Source organism: Peribacillus sp. AS_2, from assembly GCF_026891895.1.
Classification (GTDB): domain Bacteria; phylum Bacillota; class Bacilli; order Bacillales; family DSM-1321; genus Peribacillus; species Peribacillus frigoritolerans.
Genome location: NZ_JAPTGA010000003.1, coordinates 254597 through 272655 on the forward strand (window position 1 = coordinate 254597; position 18059 = coordinate 272655).

Consider the following 18059-nt stretch of genomic DNA (forward strand, 5'->3'; position numbering starts at 1 on the left):
CATTTTTAGATAATGAAAGGGGGAGGGTTTTTGTCAAACGCAACCCAATATCTAAGTTTAAAGGATACTTTAGACCTCTTCTCTAAATCGGATGACAGCCTTCGTGCTGAAATCAAAGCTCATTTAAATCAAACAAAACATAAGTTTATCGTTTTAGATGATGATCCAACCGGTGTCCAAACGGTACATGATATTTTTGTCATCACGGACTGGGGAAAAGACTGGATTAAAAAAGGATTATCTGATGAGAGAAGTGTACTTTATATTTTAACAAACACAAGAAGTTATAATGCAGAAAAGACGGAAAACATCAATAGGGAGATTGTCCAAAACATTGTTGACGTTACTAAGGAAATGGGAATCAATTATTCAATTATCAGTAGAAGTGACTCAACATTAAGAGGGCATTATCCACTTGAAATTAATGTGCTCCAAGATGAATTATTAAAAACTGCTGATGTACAAATTTCAGGTCATTTAATCATTCCGGCTTTTTTTGAAGCACATCGTTACACCATAGATAATATTCATTATTTAGGTGTGGACGGCCAGCTTGTCCCAGTAAATGAAACAGAATTTGCGAATGATTCCGTATTCGGTTTCAAAACCGCTAATTTACCAAAATGGATTGAAGAAAAGACAAATGGAAGCGTAGCTTCAGAGTCAGCATTGATCATTTCACTGGAAGATATTCATAATGGCGGCATTGATAGAGTTTATGAGATTTTACTATCTGCTAACAATAATGCTCCTATTATAGTAAATGCTAAATCTTATTATGATTTGGACATCGTATCATTAGCTGTCCTTAAAGCAATTGATTCTGGCAAGCAATTCTTGTTTAGAACTGCAGCATCTATTGTAAAATCGATTGCGGGAATTCAGGATCGTCCATATTTATCAGCTAATGAGATTGTTTCAAGTGATGAAAGCCAAAACAATGGTGGCTTTATTATAGTAGGTTCCCACACGAATAAGACTACGGAACAAATTAAGGAACTAATGAGTAAATACCCGATTGAACAAATCGAAATGAGTGTTGTGAAAGTTCTAAATAAAGAAACAAGAATTGAAGAGCTAACACGAGTATGTCAATTAGTAGATCAAAATATTTCTTCTAATCGCGATACGCTTGTATATACGAGTAGAGATTTAATTAGTGCGGAAGATAAGGAAGAAAACTTAAAGATTAGTCAAACTGTTTCAAGTTCTTTAGTTAAAGTTATTCGCTCACTAAAAGTAAAGCCGAAATTCATCATTGCAAAAGGTGGTATAACTTCGAGTGATGTGGCAACTGACGGCTTAGATATTAAATATGCAAAAATTTTAGGGCAAGCGATCGCCGGTGTTCCAGTATGGTTAACCGGAAGTGAAGCTAAGTTCAAAGATACACCTTATATCGTATTTCCGGGCAACGTTGGGGATAAAGATTCAATTGCTCAAATCTTTGAAAATATAAAAAAGGATCAAAAGGGAGAGATATAAATGGCTAAACAAAAAATGACAGCTGCTGAGTTAATTGCCTTGTATTTAGAAAAAAGAGGAGTGAAACATGTTTATGGTGTACCGGGAGCTGCGATTTTACCATTCTATGATGCAGTAAAAGAATTAACTAAAATTGAATCATATATTGTTCGTCACGAACAAACGGGTGCTTTCATGGCTGATGGTTATTCAAGAGCAACTGGTGAAGTAGGCGTATGTGCTGCCACATCAGGTCCTGGCGGAACTAACTTCTTAACTGGCCTTTACGGTGCATGGATGGATTCGATTCCAATGATAGCCATTACCGGACAACAAAAAAATAGTTTAATTGGAACCATGCAATTCCAAGAAGCGCCTATCGTTGAAATGGCAAAGCCTGTAACGAAAGCTGCATACCGTTTAACTGACGGTTCGAAAGCTGCTGAATTTATCCATGAAGCATGGGTAACAGCTACTACTGGCAGAAAGGGTCCAGTTCTTCTTGATTTACCAGTTGATCAACAAAAAGTTGAAATAGAAGTCGACTTAGATGTGCTTATCGGTTCTACTCCAGTCGATAACTTACCACAAGCTTCTGACGCTGATATAGAGAAAACATTGGAATTATTAAAAGATGCTAAAAGACCGGTCTTACTATCTGGTGGAGGGGTCAACATTGCAAACGCTACCATTGAATTGAAAGCGTTAGCTGAAGAACTGCAAATCCCTGTAGTAACTTCTGGCATGGGGATGGATACCTTCCCTAACGATCACCCTTTATTCGCTGGACGTATGGGAACGATGCTTGATACTCCATTCGGTAACAAAACAATTGTTGAAGCTGACTTAGTAATCAACCTTGCCGGACGTTTCGCTGATCGTTCAACTGGTAATGTTTCTGTATTCACACAAAACGGTAAGAAAATTATCCACGTAAATCTTGATAATAAGGAAATTGGTAAAGTTGTACCAACGATTTTAGGTATCGTTTCTGATGTTAAAACATTTATGGTTAAACTTGCAGAAGCCCATAAAGCACTTGGTGCTCATGTAGCTGCAACTGCCGAAGTAGGTACTAGAGTCAACTTAACTGAAGAGCGTAAGAAATGGGCACGAAAAACGGATTACACAACACTTCCAATCAGACAAGAACGTGCATTGCGAGAACTTCGTGAATTCTTAGATCGAGATGCCTTCGTATCTCATGACTGCGGTATCAGCCAAATCTGGTCTTCTCAATTATTTGAAACGTATGTACCAAGAACTTACTTATTAACTGGCGGTGCGGGGACAATGGGTTGGGGCCTTGGTGCAGCAATGGCAGCGAAACTTGCATTTCCTGAAAGACAAAGTGTAAACATCCTTGGTGATGGAAGCTTGGGGATGTCATTACAAGATATTGCTACAGCTGCAAAGCATGATATTCCGGTCATTATTTTCTGTATGAATAACTCATTAATGGGTTTAATTCGTCAACAACAAAACTGGTTCTATAATGGACGTCAAATTTCTACGGACTTAATTTACAAAAATGAATTATGTGATAATGAAGAGCGCGGAATCGACTTTGTTAAAACGGCTGAAGGTATGGGTGTTCGTGGTGAGCTTGTTACACATTATGATGATATCAAACCAGCTCTGCAACGTGCAGTTGACTCAGGTAAACCATATTTAATCGAAGTTATAGTTGATCCAGATCCTAAGAACGCATGCGAATTCTCTAATAACGGTGCACTTAACGGCTTCAAATACTCCGAAAAGATTGATTATTCTAAATAATCATCACTCTTGATTGAAGTGTTTTTTGAAGCAATGGGATATAACCTATTGCTTCAAAAAATATATTAGTAATGAAAAGCAGTCTTGACTGTACTTAAATAATGGGTTCATTAAAGGAGGGAAGCCGAAAAATCGGCGAAACAATGTCAGCAAATCTTCATAATTCTATGAAAGTCGGAATTGTTCACTTCATGGCTTATCCGGAAACAATGGGTGGAGATGGCCCAGCTGTTGAAACAATTAAGAAAATTGTACAAGATGATTTTTTCTCTGGAATTGAAATTACATCTATTAACAATCCTGAAGAACGTAAAGAGGCTGCTCAAATTTTACAATCCGGTGGAATGAATGTAGGATTTGGTGCACAACCGATTCTATTAAGAAACAAAGGAAACCTTAATTCTTTTGATGAAGCTGAGCGTAGAAGGGCTATCGATTTAGTAAAAGGCGGAATTGACCAGGCTTACGAAGTAAATGCTGCTAAACTTGGTTTCTTAAGTGGGGCTAAACCAGATACTCAACAAGATGTTGCCTTACAATTACTAACGAATTCTATCAAAGAATTATGCGATTATGCAAAATCTAAAGGTGATTTAGTACTCTCACTTGAAACATTTGATGATGAGACTGATAAGAAATGTTTAATCGGTTCGAATAAACTTGCTGTTGAAGTTGCAAAAGAAGTTCGTAAAGTAGATCCCACTTTCGGTTTAATGCTTGATTTAAGTCATTTACCAATGCAGCGTGAAACGTCTCATGATGCATTAACGTTAGCTCGTGATTATATTAACCATGCCCATATCGGAAATTGCTATATTAAAGATACTTCTGATCCTGCTTACGGCGATCAGCATCCGCGTTTCGGATATCCAGGAAGTGAAGTTGATGTTCCTGAATTAGCGGAGTATTTACGATCTCTATTAGAAATTGGTTACATCGGTGAAGGTATAAAGAATATAGTCGCTTTTGAAGTAAAACCTGTCGGTACAGAATCATCTGATATTGTAATTGCACAGTCAAAACGTACTCTCGTTGATGCATGGTCATTATTACATTCAAAAAAAGGGCGTTTAGTTAGTTAGCCTATATATGTACGATATGTATTAAACGGTGACAAGTGCTTTTGCTTGTCACCGTTTAATCTAACTTTTAATTAGCTTATCATGCAGAATTCCTATTGAGCAAAGACTAAATAAAGTGTTAATATGACTTTGCATATTAAGTAACTGGATTTAAATAACAAAAATTTCACTTAGAGATTAAATTGGCAGGGAAGTGATCGATTGGTTAAACTTCAGAAGGATGTTGATGCTATAAGAATCAACACTAGAACCCAAGAACTTGCTGCTTGTTCATCCACAACTGTTGGTGTCACTAGACTACCTTTCACAGTGGAAAGTTTAAAAGCAGAAAGTCTAGTTGAAGAGTGGATGAAAGCAGCTGGGATGACGGTAAGAAAAGATGCTCTTAATAATATAATCGGACGTTATGAAGGGAAAGATCCAACAGCTCCAGTCTTAATGATTGGTTCACATTTAGATAGCGTGATTGAAGCAGGTAAATATGATGGGATTCTAGGAGTTATAACTGGAATAGAAGTTGTTCAAACTCTTAAGGATAATGGCATTATATTATACAATCCAATCGAAGTGGTAGGTTTTTGTGATGAGGAAGGAGTAAGGTTTCACTCAACTTTCCTTGGTAGTAAAGCGATTGCAGGAACTTTTACTGCTGAAGATTTAGAAAGAGCAGATGAACAAGGAATAACAATTGCTGAAGCGTTAAAAGGAATTGGTATTGCTGACCCATATGCTTATAAAGACGCTAGTCGTACTCCAGAAGAACTTCTCGCTTATTTGGAACTTCATATCGAACAGGGGCCTGTGCTTGAGAAGGAGAATGAACCTGTCGGTATAGTTCGTGGGATTGCTGGTGCTACAAGATTTTATTTTGAAATTATCGGGAAACCTGGACATGCAGGGACAGTTCCTGTTGCCCTTAGACAAGATGCGCTTTTAGGAGCTAGTGATCTCATTTCCTACATTGAGAACATCGCTATCCAAAATGAACCATTAGTGGCGACCATCGGAAAACTTACTGTAAGTCCGGGTGCTAGTAATGTAATACCTGGCCTTGTAACAGGAACGCTGGATATCCGTGATTTAAATGTGGATCGTAAGAAAAAAGCCATTGATGCCATATTAACTGAAGGTGAAAGAGTAGCAAAAGCTAGAGGACTCCAAATTCATTTTGAACAGGTCATGGAAGCTGATCCTGTATACTGTGATGAACAATTGATTAAAGTAATCGAGGAGTCCATTAGCGAATTGGATGGCAGTCCTATCAGTCTTGTAAGCGGTGCTGGTCACGATGCAATGGCTATGGCGGAGGTAACGAATGTTGCAATGATTTTCGTTCGATGTAAGGATGGTCTCAGTCATCACCCAGATGAATTCGTGACTGTAGAAGATATGGGTGCAGGAGCTAGAGTCCTTTACTCTACAGTGATTAAGATAGCCACAAAACAATATTGAGGAACTTATAAGTTTTAGCTATCAACTAAAAGAGAACTTTCAAAAAACTCGTGATCCGACTATATCGGAACACGAGTTTTTTTGAAATGAATACATTTCAATTATAGGACAAAGATCCTTCATTTGATGAAACAGTCATGTGTATCGACAATGATCCAATGTAATAAAAGGAGTTCTGTATGTTCATAAAAAAGCCACTGAAATTCCTGGATTCCTCCATAATCCAAGACACTTCCAGAGCAGTTTACCTTCAGTCAATATCTGCTTTAGTAGTGATTACAATAACTTATTAATCACTATTACCCCTGAAAATTGAACTCATGAGTAAAGCTATACGTAAATGAAGTGAGTTTTTTGCATCATGAACGGAATAATTCAACATGTCCTCACATTTGGCAATTCGGTATTTAACGGTATTACGGTGAACAAACAGTTTCCTGGATGTAATTGCAAGTTCACAATTATTATCCAAATATACCAATAAGGTATTAACTAAGTCTTTTTCATCTTTATTTTTCGGGTAGGATAAAGAACGTAAAGTATTTTCATAAAATTTTTTTAAATCTTTTTCGGGAATTAACCGAATCAGTTCGATTAATTGCTTGGTCTCGTAAAAGTTGATAAATTTATTTTGAAACAGTTCAGCCCCATTTGTCCATGCTTCCACTGCCTCTTCGTATGTAAGGTGGATATAGGTAAGGTCATTAGAAAAGTTACCAACTCCAAACGACAACGAAATTTTTAGATTTGAATAAGCCTCATTCTGGAACTCCTTCAGCCTTTCTTCTATTACACTTTTAATCGAATCATTAATATTCAGAGGAGCTTGCATCAAAATAACAAAATATCCATCTTTCATAAAAACGATGTTGTTAGTATCTATTTTTAAAAATGATTTATGTAAAAATTTATATAAATAGTCGTATAATCTATTCATTATGTCTGCACTTTTTTGTAAAGCGTTTTGTTTATCATCATCAATCTTACATACAATGCATACGTATTTCATATTGTCGATTAAGCCATGCTGTTTTCCCCTATGAATAATTTCTTGTTTGTTAGAAATCTTTCCATCAACAAGGGAAGCAAAAAAGTTATTTTCTAACAAACGACTGTTTTCTCTAATAGCCTCGTTTTTAAGCAGCGTGAATGAAATGACTGTTGATGCTTGTTCTATAGCTAATTGTGAAGATGGGTATGAAAGCTTCTCAGGGTGAAGAATTAATAGAAAATAGGGATAGGGACGCATTGTTTTCACCCGAAACATTTTTATGGAAATGTCCGTATTTTGGATGTCGATAGTAAGCTGGTTTTTCTCTAGGTATGTTTCTATATCACGTTTAATTTGTTCTTGAACATTTTTCATAACGATTTTCATATTTCCTGTACGAAAATGATGAGAAAAGGATGTCACATCACCAATAGGATCAAGTAGGAGAACAGGACATTTTAATAGGGAGCCAAGATTTTCAATTAAAGAATTCAGACTGTACCCTTTTATCATCATATTGGTAAATTCCTTGTGAATATGCATCGCATAGAATAACTCTTCAATTTGGTTATCCCATATAAAGCTTAATAATTGATGAGCAACCGCACCTAATGTTAATGTCTCCGGAATTTGAATAATTGGAAATTCTAATGAATCGGCCAATTCGATTACATCCTGCGGGATCTCATCAATGAATCTTTTAAGTTTAATGGCAATCCCTGCACATGGAAGTTTATTAATTTGGGAAATGAGATTGCATAATGCATGGGGGTCGTTTTTAAAAGCGTATCCTGTTGTCAATAATAGGGAGTTCTTAGCTAAAAAATTGATGGCATCTGGTGTTTCTGAAATCTCAATTGATTCTACTTTCCTTTTAAGTCCGGCATGTCCAGCAATAATTTTGGCTTCTTGAAACACATCAACGATAAATAAATCTTCTACCTTTTTCATCATACACCTTCTAATTCTACATTTTGTCAGTTTTTATTACTAGAAAGGGAAGCAAACGAATCTTGTTAAATTTGGACAAAAATTTAAATGGAAATTGTTTACATCGCATAATGATTTTGTGAATGAATCCGCTTATAATCAATTGTATAGAGGATTGAAGGTTAATGAAACTGTTTTTTTTACATTCCATAAATCCCAAGTTTTTATTATATGTAGAAACTATATTTATATTTTGAAGCGTATAAAATCCGCCAGTTCTCTATCATTTTTCTCAGGTACGATGCTCGCATTCGTTCATCTATATTGTTTTTGTTTAAGGCTGTTCGCCGCATACTTTGTTGCTATTTACGAAGTAGTGCAGTGTGGTTGATTTCCCCTCAAGGGTCTCACCTGTCCCGCTGTTCCCGCAGGAGTCTCGCACTTCCGCTCCAATCAACCTTAAATAGTTTCGTTTTAAAAACAACAATCTTTACGAAAGAACCTTGTTTAAAAAGCGCAACAGAAACGAGAGGATGTGGTTAAAGGGGCTTAATTGATGGAAACGTGAAATAGTCAGGAAAAGAGTCCGAATATTAAAAAAATGGATCGGTGTTGACTGCCTTGGTGAGGGTGCCGTACAAAACCAGATAACAGCCAAGGCTGCGCATCTCGCTTCCTGTCTTCATAAAGGTGGATGCGATTAAGTTGGGAAAATGGATTGTAAGTTTCATTCCAAAATGCTTGATAGAAGTTTTAGCGGAATCTACTAAATCTCAAAACGATGTTCAGAATGTAATAGCTGTATTTAATTCCGGAATATATACGATTTCAGCTGCCAAAAGCAAGATGTTCGTTTCTTCATTATGCAACTTGTAAAAGAGGATTCTCCTTAAAAGTTTTTATAAAATTTGATTTCCCACAGAAAGGAATGAACCTATGGCTACATATGATTTACTCATTAGAAATGGAAATCTTGTAATGTTTGATTCGATTGTTCAAGGAGATATTGCAATTAAGGAAGGGAAAATTAAAGAAGTGACTATCGGAAAAAATATTGATGCTTTAGCAACAAGAGAAATTAATGCTGAGGGGCAGCACATCCTCCCAGGATTAATTGATACTCATGTTCATTTCAACGAGCCAGGCAGAACTGAGTGGGAAGGTGTTCAAACTGGTAGCAGAAGTTTAGCGGCAGGTGGGGTGACAACCTATTTTGATATGCCATTGAACAGTACACCACCAACAATCAATAAAGAATATTTGGCATTAAAGAGAGCTTGCTCCGAAGAAAAGTCGGTAGTCAATTGCCGCTTTTGGGGTGGACTTATACCGGAAAATATTGAGAATATTAAGGAACTTGATGAAAATGGAGTAATTGGATTTAAAGCTTTTATGTCACCGAGCGGAATTGTCGATTTCAATCATGTCGATGATAGTACGATTTTTAAAGGGATGAGAGAAATTGCCTCTGTTGGTTCACTTTTAGCCGTTCATGCTGAAAGTACAGTGATTTGTGATCAGCTTGCACAAGAAAAACAAAGACAAAAAAAGACGACTGCAAAGGACTTCGTCGAATCAAGACCGATAATTTCCGAAATTGAAGCGGTAAGAAGAATAATTTCATATGCAGAAGCTACAGGGTGTAAACTGCATATTGTTCATGCGAGCAGCCGCAAAGTAGTGGAAGTCATCAATCAGGCAAAACAAAGAGGCCTGGATATTACGGTAGAAACATGCCCTCATTATTTATCTTTGACATTAAAAGATTTAGAGGAAAAAGGCGGTTTGGCAAAATGCTGCCCTCCACTGCGTGATGATGAAGAAGTGGAACAATTATGGGAAGCTGTAGCAAACGGTGAAATTGACGTAATAGCATCCGACCATTCACCAGCACCTGCCTCTATGAAAGAAGTAATAAATGATGACTTTTTCAGTGCCTGGGGCGGGATTTCCGGTGCCCAATCTACGCTCAATATTATGTTGACAGAGGGGCATTTCAACCGTAATCTTCCTCTGGGGAAAATTGTTGAATTAACATCAACGAATCCAGCTAAGCTATTTGGCCTTTATCCCCATAAAGGGATAATAGCCGTTGATAGCGATGCTGATCTGGCGATAGTTAATCTGAACAAAAGCTTCGAGCTGAAAAAGGAAGATTTGTTCTACCGCCATCAGCAGTCGCCTTATGTTGGCAGGACATTCAAAGGGCAAGTAACAACAACGATCGTCAATGGGGATATTGTTTTTGAAAATGGAAGCATTACCACTGTGGAAAAAATTAAAATCTAGGATTGTTAAGCATAAAGGACTGGAGAAAATCTTTTTATCTATAATGAACAAAAATATAAAACGTTTTTATCAATTAGGCATAAAGACTAATTAAATGAAAGCGGTTAATATTTATATAAGGGACTTAATTGTTTCTAACACAAGCTAATAATATAGGAAAAGAAGCTACAATTATAAGTTGATTTATAGCGGGAAATGGGCACACCATGAGTCACATATTTCAAATAAAATACGATTAAAAGGAGAGTTTAAAAGATGGGTTATCCTAAAGATTTATTAGCAAGCAGATCAATAATTGAGCACGGTAAATATGCGTTAATTGCACCTGAAGGATTGGTTAATAATGTTATTCCGGGATTTGAGAATTGTATCATTTCCATTTTGGGTTCTCCAAAGCTTGGAGCAAGTTTTGTCGATTACATTGTGACAATGCAAAAGGATGGAAAGAACAGCGAGGGGTTTGGTGGACAAGAAGATGTTGAGACATTTGTCTATGTTATTGAAGGGAAAATAAAAGCTGCTGCAGGTGAACAGGAGTTTGTCCTCGATGAAAGCGGTTATTTATATTGTCCGCCCGGAACAAAGATGTATTTAGAAAACCAATCGGATGGAGATTCTAAACTATTCCTATATAAGCAAAAGTATCGTCCGCTTGAAGGACGGAGGCCATGGGTTCATTCAAACCATGCGAACAACATCGAATTCAGGATTTATGATGATATGCATAATGTCCATCTTAAGGATCTTTTGCCTGCTGATATAGATTTTGATATGAATTTTCATATTCTTTCCTTTGATCCCGCTGCATCTCATCCATTCATCGAAACACATGTGCAAGAACATGGAGCCTACTTACTCTCGGGAGAAGGGATGTATAATCTGGATAATCAGTGGGTTCCTGTAAAGAAAGGAGATTACATTTTTATGGGTCCATATGTACATCAAGCAGCCTATGCGGTAGGCAGAGAAAGTTTAACATATGTTTACTCTAAAGATTGTAATCGTGATGCATCCTTGTAAAAGGTCACATCATATAGAAGAAATGAGTAGATGACAACTTCAAGAGATTTAATGCGGGCGGAATTGTATTTTAGGGAGATCCAGTAAGTGTAATTCAAAACCATTAAATATAAAAGAGGTGCTGAGGTATGGACCAGAATGTAATTTTGAACAAAAAGTCGATAATAGAGGAAAGAGTTTTTGAAATCGATAAAATAGCAAAATTCGATTCTAATGCACCACAAAAAAATTATTTCTATGAAACGGATAAAACTGTTGGGGCAGTTTGGTGTCTTGAACCTGAGCAGGAAGTATATTTACATTCCCATTCGAATGTTGATGATATTTGGGTCTGCATTGAGGGGGAAGGAACATATTTCCCTGACCTAGAGAATGAGATCACGATCAGGAAAGGAATGGTAGTATTGGCCAAGCCTAATCAAATTCATGGAATGCGTAATACAGGAAACGGCCGATTCATGTTTGTAGGCTTTGCTGCAGGGGCATTGCCTATGGATATAACAAGATATTAAAAAAATGCTAAGTTTATTAAACATTACAAAATAATTTAAGTTACTTCTTTTAAAAAACAAAAAAGTGATTAAGGCGAAGCGATTGTAGTGAAGACAGCGCTTCGCTTATATTTTTATTTATAAAAAGTGATGATTTTGTAATTTCTACGATTGGCTTCCTTAAAAACTAGCAAACAGATTTTATAAAAATCCAGAAATCGGAAATGGTGATGATTAAGATGAAACAGCAAGGAGTTACTGTAACATTATTCTCCTCTTTACAGTGGCTTTTTTTTATTTTTGCCAATACGGTTGTCGTACCAATTTCTGTAGGAGCAGCATTCCAGCTTCCTACAGAAACGATTGAAATGACGATAAGGTGCTCCTTTATCTTTACCGGAATATCCTGTATTCTGCAGGCATGGGTTGGGCATCGTTATCCATTATTGGACAGCCATTCAGGGCTAATGTGGGGTCTGATGATAAATATGGGCATCTCTGCATCTGCACTCGGATTGGATTTTGAAACCGTAGGGGGAGGTATTGCAACAGGTATTTTGCTGGCTGGAGCTGTAACCGTACTGCTTGCGGCATTTAACCTGATTTATATCATACAAAAAGTAATTAAGCCGATGGTGATAAGTGTTTATATATTTTTACTGACCTTTCAGCTCATCTTTATTTTCTTCAAAGGTATGTTTAAAATAACCGAAAGTGGAACAATTGATCTTCCTGTCAGTTTGTTTTCAATCTTGATTGTCATCTTCGTCGGCTTTTTAAGGATTAAAGGAGGGAAAATACTAGGCAATTTCTCAATCCTGATCGGAATTATCGTAGGGTGGTCATTATATCGAATTATTTTCCCTTCAGATCTTCCGACGGCTAGCTCTTCAGGTATGGCATTCACTTTCTTTCCCCTTGGAACTCCAAACTTGAATATTGGTATTATTTTTGTTTCCTTTTTTGCTGTCCTTCTGAATTTAACGAATTCTTTCGCTTCTATTCAAGCTGTTGCAGATGTTTACAAGGAAAAGGTGGAACATAGTCAATATAGGAGATCTATTTTTGTAACAGGTATTTTTGCGTTTATCACTTCGATTTTTGGCTTGGTCCCTTTTACACCATTTACATCTACGATAGGTTTTTTACAAAGTACCAAGTTATTCAAACGAAAGCCATTCATTATAAGCGGATTTTTGTTTACTCTCCTTGGAGTTATTCCTCCATTAGGGAGATTCTTAGGAACAATACCATTAACAATAGGTAACGCTGTTTTATTTGTCGCATACCTTCAATTGTTCGGGACCGCATTAAACAGTCTGAAAGGAACGTTATTCAACTCTGAAACGATACTCCGTTTAGCAGGGCCGGTCCTAGTTGGAGTTAGCATTATGAACATCCCGCCAGCATTATTCGGCAGTATACCTGTCCTCTTGCAGCCTTTCATTACAAATGGTCTCATCATGGGTGTCATTATATCGATCTTTTTGGAGAAATTCATTAATTGGAATAAATTAATGAATAAGTTGGAGGTCGGGCAGTAACCGATCTATCTACCTGGAAATGGAAACACAAAGTGATTATTTTTTAAAAGATGGGCTTTCATTTTGCGAGTGAAGAAAAAAGGTGTTCATACCATACTGACTATATTTGACATCTCTAACGATAAACTTGAAATTGATTATAAGATAACAAAACAATAAATTTGAGAAATGGAAATCGAAAACAAACTAAGTATTGAACCCGTTCAAAGGGAGGAGAGATCACCTGGTTTAAGAAAATTATCTCGGCGTATGCCGGGAGTCAAACTAATTTTTAGAGGAGGAATACATCATGGGAGAATATGTGAAAGTAGGTAATCTTCAAGTGGCTTCGGTACTTTTTGAATTTATCAATAAAGATGGGCTGCCTGGAAGCGGACTGAATCAGGAACAATTTTGGGTTGATTTTGAAAAATTGGTACATGACATGTCTCCAAAAAACAAAAAATTATTAGCTCGTCGTGATGAAATTCAAACCAATATCAATACATGGCACAGAGAAAATAAAGAGATGGACTTTGGTGAATATAAAACATTTTTACAAGAAATTGGCTATCTCGAACCTGAAGGAGAAGACTTTCATATTACCACAGAAGGGGTAGATGATGAAATTGCCTTCCAAGCCGGTCCGCAGCTAGTTGTCCCGGTTGATAATGCTCGTTATGCTATTAACGCTTCAAATGCAAGGTGGGGAAGCCTTTATAATGCCCTATATGGTACAGATGTTATTAGCGAAAAAGAAGGAGCCTACCGAGAAGGGAGCTACAATGAAGTACGCGGTGGAGAAGTCATTTCATTTGCAAAGGATTTTCTTGATCAAGTAACTCCTTTAAAGGCTCATTCACATAAAGACGCCGTGAAATATACAGTAGTAGATGGGAAATTAGCTGTTACACTCAAAAATGGAGAAATTACAAGTTTAATAGAGGAATCTAAGCTAGTTGGCAATCAAGGTGAATACGGAAATCCATCGGCGATATTATTAAAAAATAATGGGTTGCATTTTGAAATTCAGATTGATAGAAGTCACCCGATCGGTAAAAAAGATAAAGCAGGCGTTAAGGACATTCTAATGGAATCTACTCTTACGACCATTATGGATTGTGAGGATTCTGTTGCGGCAGTGGATGCTGATGATAAAGTCCTGGTCTATCGAAATTGGTTAGGTCTTATGAGGGGGGATCTGGCTGTAACCTTCAAAAAGGATAATAAAATGATGACACGTACAATGAACCCGGATCGTTTATACAGGGCACCAAATGGAGAAGAATTCTCTTTACCTGGCCGTTCACTTATGTTTGTCCGTAACGTGGGACATTTAATGACGACAAACGCAGTCCTGGATGCAAATGGTGAGGAGATTCCTGAAGGGATTATGGATACAGTCATGACTAGTTTACTTGCCAAACATTCCTTGTTGGGGAATGGTAAATATCAAAATTCATCTAAAGGATCAGTTTATATCGTTAAGCCAAAAATGCATGGATCCGAAGAGGTGGCTTTTGCCAATGAGCTCTTTGATCGTGTGGAAGACATGCTTGGTCTACAGCGAAATACACTGAAAATTGGCGTTATGGACGAAGAACGTCGAACTTCATTGAACTTGAAAGCTTGTATCCGCCAAGTTAAAGAAAGGGTGGCATTCATTAATACAGGGTTCTTAGATCGAACGGGAGACGAAATTCATACTTCTATGGAAGCCGGACCTATGATCCTCAAAAATAACATGAAAGGATCAAAATGGCTACAAGGTTATGAAAAATCGAATGTCAATGTAGGTCTAGCAACCGGTTTTCAAGGTCGAGCTCAAATTGGTAAGGGAATGTGGGCAATCCCTGATATGATGGCGGAAATGCTAACGCAAAAGATTGGCCATCTGAAAGCGGGGGCGAATACAGCATGGGTGCCTTCACCGACTGCAGCGACATTGCATGCTCTTCATTATCATCAAGTGGATGTAAAAAAGGTGCAAGATGAGTTGAAAAAGAATCCAGTAAATTTACGTGATGATATTTTGGAAATCCCGGTGGCTCAAAACCCCGAATGGAGTCCGGAAGAAATTCAGCAAGAGCTGGATAACAATGCCCAAGGTATCCTCGGTTATGTTGTACGTTGGGTAGAACAAGGAATTGGTTGTTCCAAAGTACCAGATATCAACAATGTTGGGTTGATGGAAGACCGTGCCACACTAAGAATTTCGAGTCAGCATATCGCTAACTGGCTTCACCACGGAATTTGTACAAAAGGACAGGTTTTGGAGACTTTACAACGAATGGCTAAAGTAGTGGATGAACAAAACCGTGGAGATTCAGCCTATCAATGTATCGCGGATAATTACGACAGCTCAGTGGCGTTTCAAGCGGCATGCGACCTAGTGTTTCAAGGCTATAACCAACCAAGTGGGTATACTGAGCCTATCCTGCATCGACGACGCATTGAAGCGAAGAAAAATAAGTGTAAACATTAAGTGATTTCTGGGGCATCAGACCAACCAGGATGCAATGTTATTAAATTCATGAGGCTTAGCATAGTGCCATATCTTAACTTCTACCAGTGATTCATACGGGGCTTCGGATTAAAATAAGTGATTAATCGATAAAATGGGGGAACAAGTGATTACGATTACTTGTTCCCCATTTTGGTCTAATTCTTTATAAAAAGAAAAAGCAAATAAAACATATGTGAATTAGATGTAACAAGATTAGACATCATCTTTTTAGGTTCGCAGTCCATCAAATGTTAATTTGGCCGGCATATGTAGAACTAGTATCTTAATTTATCAAAAAATACCAGTGAAATATGATAAGGCGCTGACTATAACAAAAGTTCTTTTGATCATGGAAATCTGTATATATATAAACATTATTGGTTGTCTTTCAGTTGGTTATTTTGCACAAAAAAGCATCGAAATACTAACAGAATTGTCAATGAAGTTAAATGCGAAAGCAAGTAAAATAATAGATGACATAAATTTTGTGAATGTTCATGACATCAAAGGCTAATGCGAAGGGAAGCGATATGATGGGCAATCATAACGAAAAATTAATAGATGAAAAGGATGATGTTACGGTTCGCTGATAGAAGGGTTAGCATTTTTCGGGGCAACAGAGAGTAATGGAGTGACCCGGATATTATATTCCAAGGAAAGGATGAGCACTCAGCAGGCAATGAAAGCTGAGGATGGGAAAAAACTTACTACATATTTTGATATTGTATGCTTTAGGGCGTCCCTCCGGTGGAATCAATCTGACGAGTTCCCATATGGAAACGGACAAGGATGGGGCGTCACCGCCTTTATACGGTGACAATCATTGGTAAGAGTGATCATGCGGGCACCACTCCCATTCATAATGGAAGGATGCTGTCGTCTGGCTTCCGAATTCAATGTTCCGAATGGCATCGGAGAGGAAGAGGTTTTTGAAAGGTTTTGTAAGGACATTTTCGACTCTCGATTCCCTGGCAAAGAAAGCGGAAATGAAATTGGGGTTTCACAATCGATGGATGTCAAACCTGTTGCGATGGATATGGATCAGGGAATCGGATTTTTGAATGAAATACTTTATAAAATAGCCTATTGAAGGAGTTGGTAAAAATGGCATATACAGAATTGAATGCACCGATGAGAACGATCATGACACCAGGACCGGTCGAAGTTGACCCGCGTGTTTTAAGGGCGATGAGCACACCGATATTAGGGCAATTCGATCCTGCATTCACCACTATCATGAATGAAGTGATGGAAATGCTGCGTTCGGTTTTTCAAACGAAAAATAAATGGGCGTTCCCGATAGATGGCACCTCAAGATCCGGTAATGAAGCGATTCTATGCAGCATCATTGAGCCGGGGGATAAGGTCCTGGTTCCTATATTCGGAAGGTTCGGTCATTTATTGGTGGAAATCTGTGAGCGATACGGAGCTGAAGTCCATACGATGGAATGTCCTTGGGGAGAAGTGTTCGAACCGCAAGCAGTCATTGCGGAAATCAAGAAAGTCTCCCCAAAAATAACAGCAATCGTGCATGGGGAAACCTCCACTGGTTGTATGCAGCCTTTGAAGGAAATCGGGCGGGCCTGCCGTGAATTGGGTGTCCTGCTTGTTGTGGATGCGGTTGCCTCCATCGGGGGCACCGATGTTAAGGTGGATGAATGGTGTATTGATGGATTGATAGGAGGGACACAAAAATGCTTGTCCGTTCCTTCCGGTATGGCACCGATTACGTATAATGAGCGAATAGAAGAAATCATCCAGTCCCGCAAAAAGGTGGAACGTGGTATTGCCACGGATGAAGACAATCAACAGGTTTCGCTCAGCCGTCCGATCGCCAGTAACTATTTCGATTTAAGCATGCTGCAGGATTATTGGGGACCGCGTCGTTTGAATCATCATACAGAAGCAACTTCCATGATTTATGCGTTACGTGAAGGATTGCGCCTTGTGCTCGAAGAAGGTCTGGAAACGCGCTTTGCCCGTCATGAACTCCACGAAGCTGCTCTCGTTGAAGGGATCAAGGCAATGGGACTAATGTTATTCGGGGATGGGAAAAACAAACTTCCGTGTGTAACTTGCATTGAAATTCCAAAAGGAATCGATGGTGAAGCTGTAAGAGACATGCTGTTGAATGAATTTGGCATCGAAATCGCTTCCTCATTTGGTCCGCTTCACGGGAAAATCTGGAGAATCGGGACCATGGGATTCAGTTGCAGGAAAGAAAACATCCTGTTTGTATTGGCTTCCTTGGAAGCTGTCCTATTGCGCCAGGGGTTTCAAGTTAATCGGGGAGAGGCTTTGCAGGCTGCGCTGGATGTATATGTAGGAAAGAAGGAGAAAATGGTAGCATCACAACGGTCTCTTTGAATAATGGATGTCCATGTGAATTTCAGCAAATCTGGCCATGATCATCGGGAAGGCAAAGAGGGAAAATCGCTTATCAGACGGATGGGATAATTGAACGGGAGTGCGGCGAGTCGTTAATCGTGATAGGTAACAGTATTACGGTCAATAACTAAAAGAAGGGTTATA

Annotated in this window: 12 protein-coding genes; 11 read left to right on the plus strand and 1 reads right to left on the minus strand. The window is 38.1% G+C overall.

Annotated elements, in window-relative coordinates; all coding sequences use genetic code 11:
• Positions 1 to 30: 30 nt before the first annotated feature.
• The 4 genes from OTG27_RS06720 (at position 31) to OTG27_RS06735 (ending at position 5777) form a co-directional block, all read left to right on the plus strand.
• Complete coding sequence (locus tag OTG27_RS06720; protein WP_268936571.1) at positions 31 to 1485, plus strand: four-carbon acid sugar kinase family protein; 1455 nt, start codon at positions 31 to 33, stop codon at positions 1483 to 1485.
• Positions 1486 to 3243, plus strand: a complete 1758-nt coding sequence (locus OTG27_RS06725) for a thiamine pyrophosphate-binding protein (protein ID WP_098187516.1) — start codon at positions 1486 to 1488, stop codon at positions 3241 to 3243.
• Between the two features lie 101 nt (positions 3244 to 3344).
• Complete coding sequence (locus OTG27_RS06730) at positions 3345 to 4325, plus strand: sugar phosphate isomerase/epimerase family protein (RefSeq protein WP_255294720.1); 981 nt, start codon at positions 3345 to 3347, stop codon at positions 4323 to 4325.
• A 201-nt stretch (positions 4326 to 4526) separates the two neighbouring features.
• Positions 4527 to 5777, plus strand: coding sequence for an allantoate amidohydrolase (locus tag OTG27_RS06735; protein ID WP_268936572.1), 1251 nt, complete (start codon positions 4527 to 4529; stop codon positions 5775 to 5777).
• Positions 5778 to 6066: 289 nt separating this feature from the next.
• Here OTG27_RS06735 and OTG27_RS06740 read toward each other — a convergent pair whose 3' ends face one another.
• Entirely contained in the window at positions 6067 to 7719 is a 1653-nt protein-coding gene (locus OTG27_RS06740; RefSeq protein ID WP_268936573.1) for a PucR family transcriptional regulator, read from the minus strand.
• 915 nt (positions 7720 to 8634) lie between these two features.
• Between OTG27_RS06740 and OTG27_RS06745 the strand changes: the two genes are divergently transcribed.
• From OTG27_RS06745 to OTG27_RS06775, 7 genes are all read left to right on the plus strand, one after another.
• On the plus strand, positions 8635 to 9987 hold the full coding sequence (locus tag OTG27_RS06745) for an allantoinase (protein ID WP_034314938.1): 1353 nt from the start codon (positions 8635 to 8637) through the stop codon (positions 9985 to 9987).
• Between the two features lie 255 nt (positions 9988 to 10242).
• Positions 10243 to 11007 carry a (S)-ureidoglycine aminohydrolase gene (allE, locus tag OTG27_RS06750; RefSeq protein WP_063577190.1) on the plus strand — a complete coding sequence of 255 codons (765 nt, stop codon included), beginning with the start codon at positions 10243 to 10245 and terminating at the stop codon, positions 11005 to 11007.
• A 128-nt stretch (positions 11008 to 11135) separates the two neighbouring features.
• Positions 11136 to 11519: a cupin domain-containing protein gene (locus OTG27_RS06755; protein ID WP_239860448.1), complete on the plus strand. Its 384-nt coding sequence runs from the start codon at positions 11136 to 11138 to the stop codon at positions 11517 to 11519.
• 218 nt (positions 11520 to 11737) lie between these two features.
• Complete coding sequence (locus OTG27_RS06760; RefSeq protein ID WP_268564644.1) at positions 11738 to 13042, plus strand: uracil/xanthine transporter; 1305 nt, start codon at positions 11738 to 11740, stop codon at positions 13040 to 13042.
• A 289-nt stretch (positions 13043 to 13331) separates the two neighbouring features.
• A complete protein-coding gene (locus tag OTG27_RS06765) occupies positions 13332 to 15506 on the plus strand; it encodes a malate synthase G (protein WP_268936574.1) in 2175 nt (724 codons plus the stop codon).
• An 844-nt stretch (positions 15507 to 16350) separates the two neighbouring features.
• The gene (locus OTG27_RS06770; protein ID WP_268936575.1) at positions 16351 to 16617 is read left to right on the plus strand and encodes a hypothetical protein; all 267 of its coding nucleotides are present in this window, start codon (positions 16351 to 16353) and stop codon (positions 16615 to 16617) included.
• A 14-nt stretch (positions 16618 to 16631) separates the two neighbouring features.
• A complete protein-coding gene (locus OTG27_RS06775) occupies positions 16632 to 17894 on the plus strand; it encodes a pyridoxal-phosphate-dependent aminotransferase family protein (protein ID WP_268936576.1) in 1263 nt (420 codons plus the stop codon).
• The last annotated feature ends 165 nt before the right edge of the window (positions 17895 to 18059 follow it).

Excerpts from the sequence above, each read along its gene's own strand:
- OTG27_RS06725 (WP_098187516.1), top strand. The coding sequence starts at position 1,486 with ATGGCTAAACAAAAAATGACAGCTGCTGAGTTAATTGCCTTGTATTTA.
- OTG27_RS06730 (WP_255294720.1), top strand. The coding sequence starts at position 3,345 with ATGGGTTCATTAAAGGAGGGAAGCCGAAAAATCGGCGAAACAATGTCA.
- OTG27_RS06740 (WP_268936573.1), bottom strand. The coding sequence starts at position 7,719 with ATGAAAAAGGTAGAAGATTTATTTATCGTTGATGTGTTTCAAGAAGCC.
- OTG27_RS06745 (WP_034314938.1), top strand. The coding sequence starts at position 8,635 with ATGGCTACATATGATTTACTCATTAGAAATGGAAATCTTGTAATGTTT.
- allE (WP_063577190.1), top strand. The coding sequence starts at position 10,243 with ATGGGTTATCCTAAAGATTTATTAGCAAGCAGATCAATAATTGAGCAC.
- OTG27_RS06755 (WP_239860448.1), top strand. The coding sequence starts at position 11,136 with ATGGACCAGAATGTAATTTTGAACAAAAAGTCGATAATAGAGGAAAGA.
- OTG27_RS06760 (WP_268564644.1), top strand. The coding sequence starts at position 11,738 with ATGAAACAGCAAGGAGTTACTGTAACATTATTCTCCTCTTTACAGTGG.
- OTG27_RS06765 (WP_268936574.1), top strand. The coding sequence starts at position 13,332 with ATGGGAGAATATGTGAAAGTAGGTAATCTTCAAGTGGCTTCGGTACTT.
- OTG27_RS06775 (WP_268936576.1), top strand. The coding sequence starts at position 16,632 with ATGGCATATACAGAATTGAATGCACCGATGAGAACGATCATGACACCA.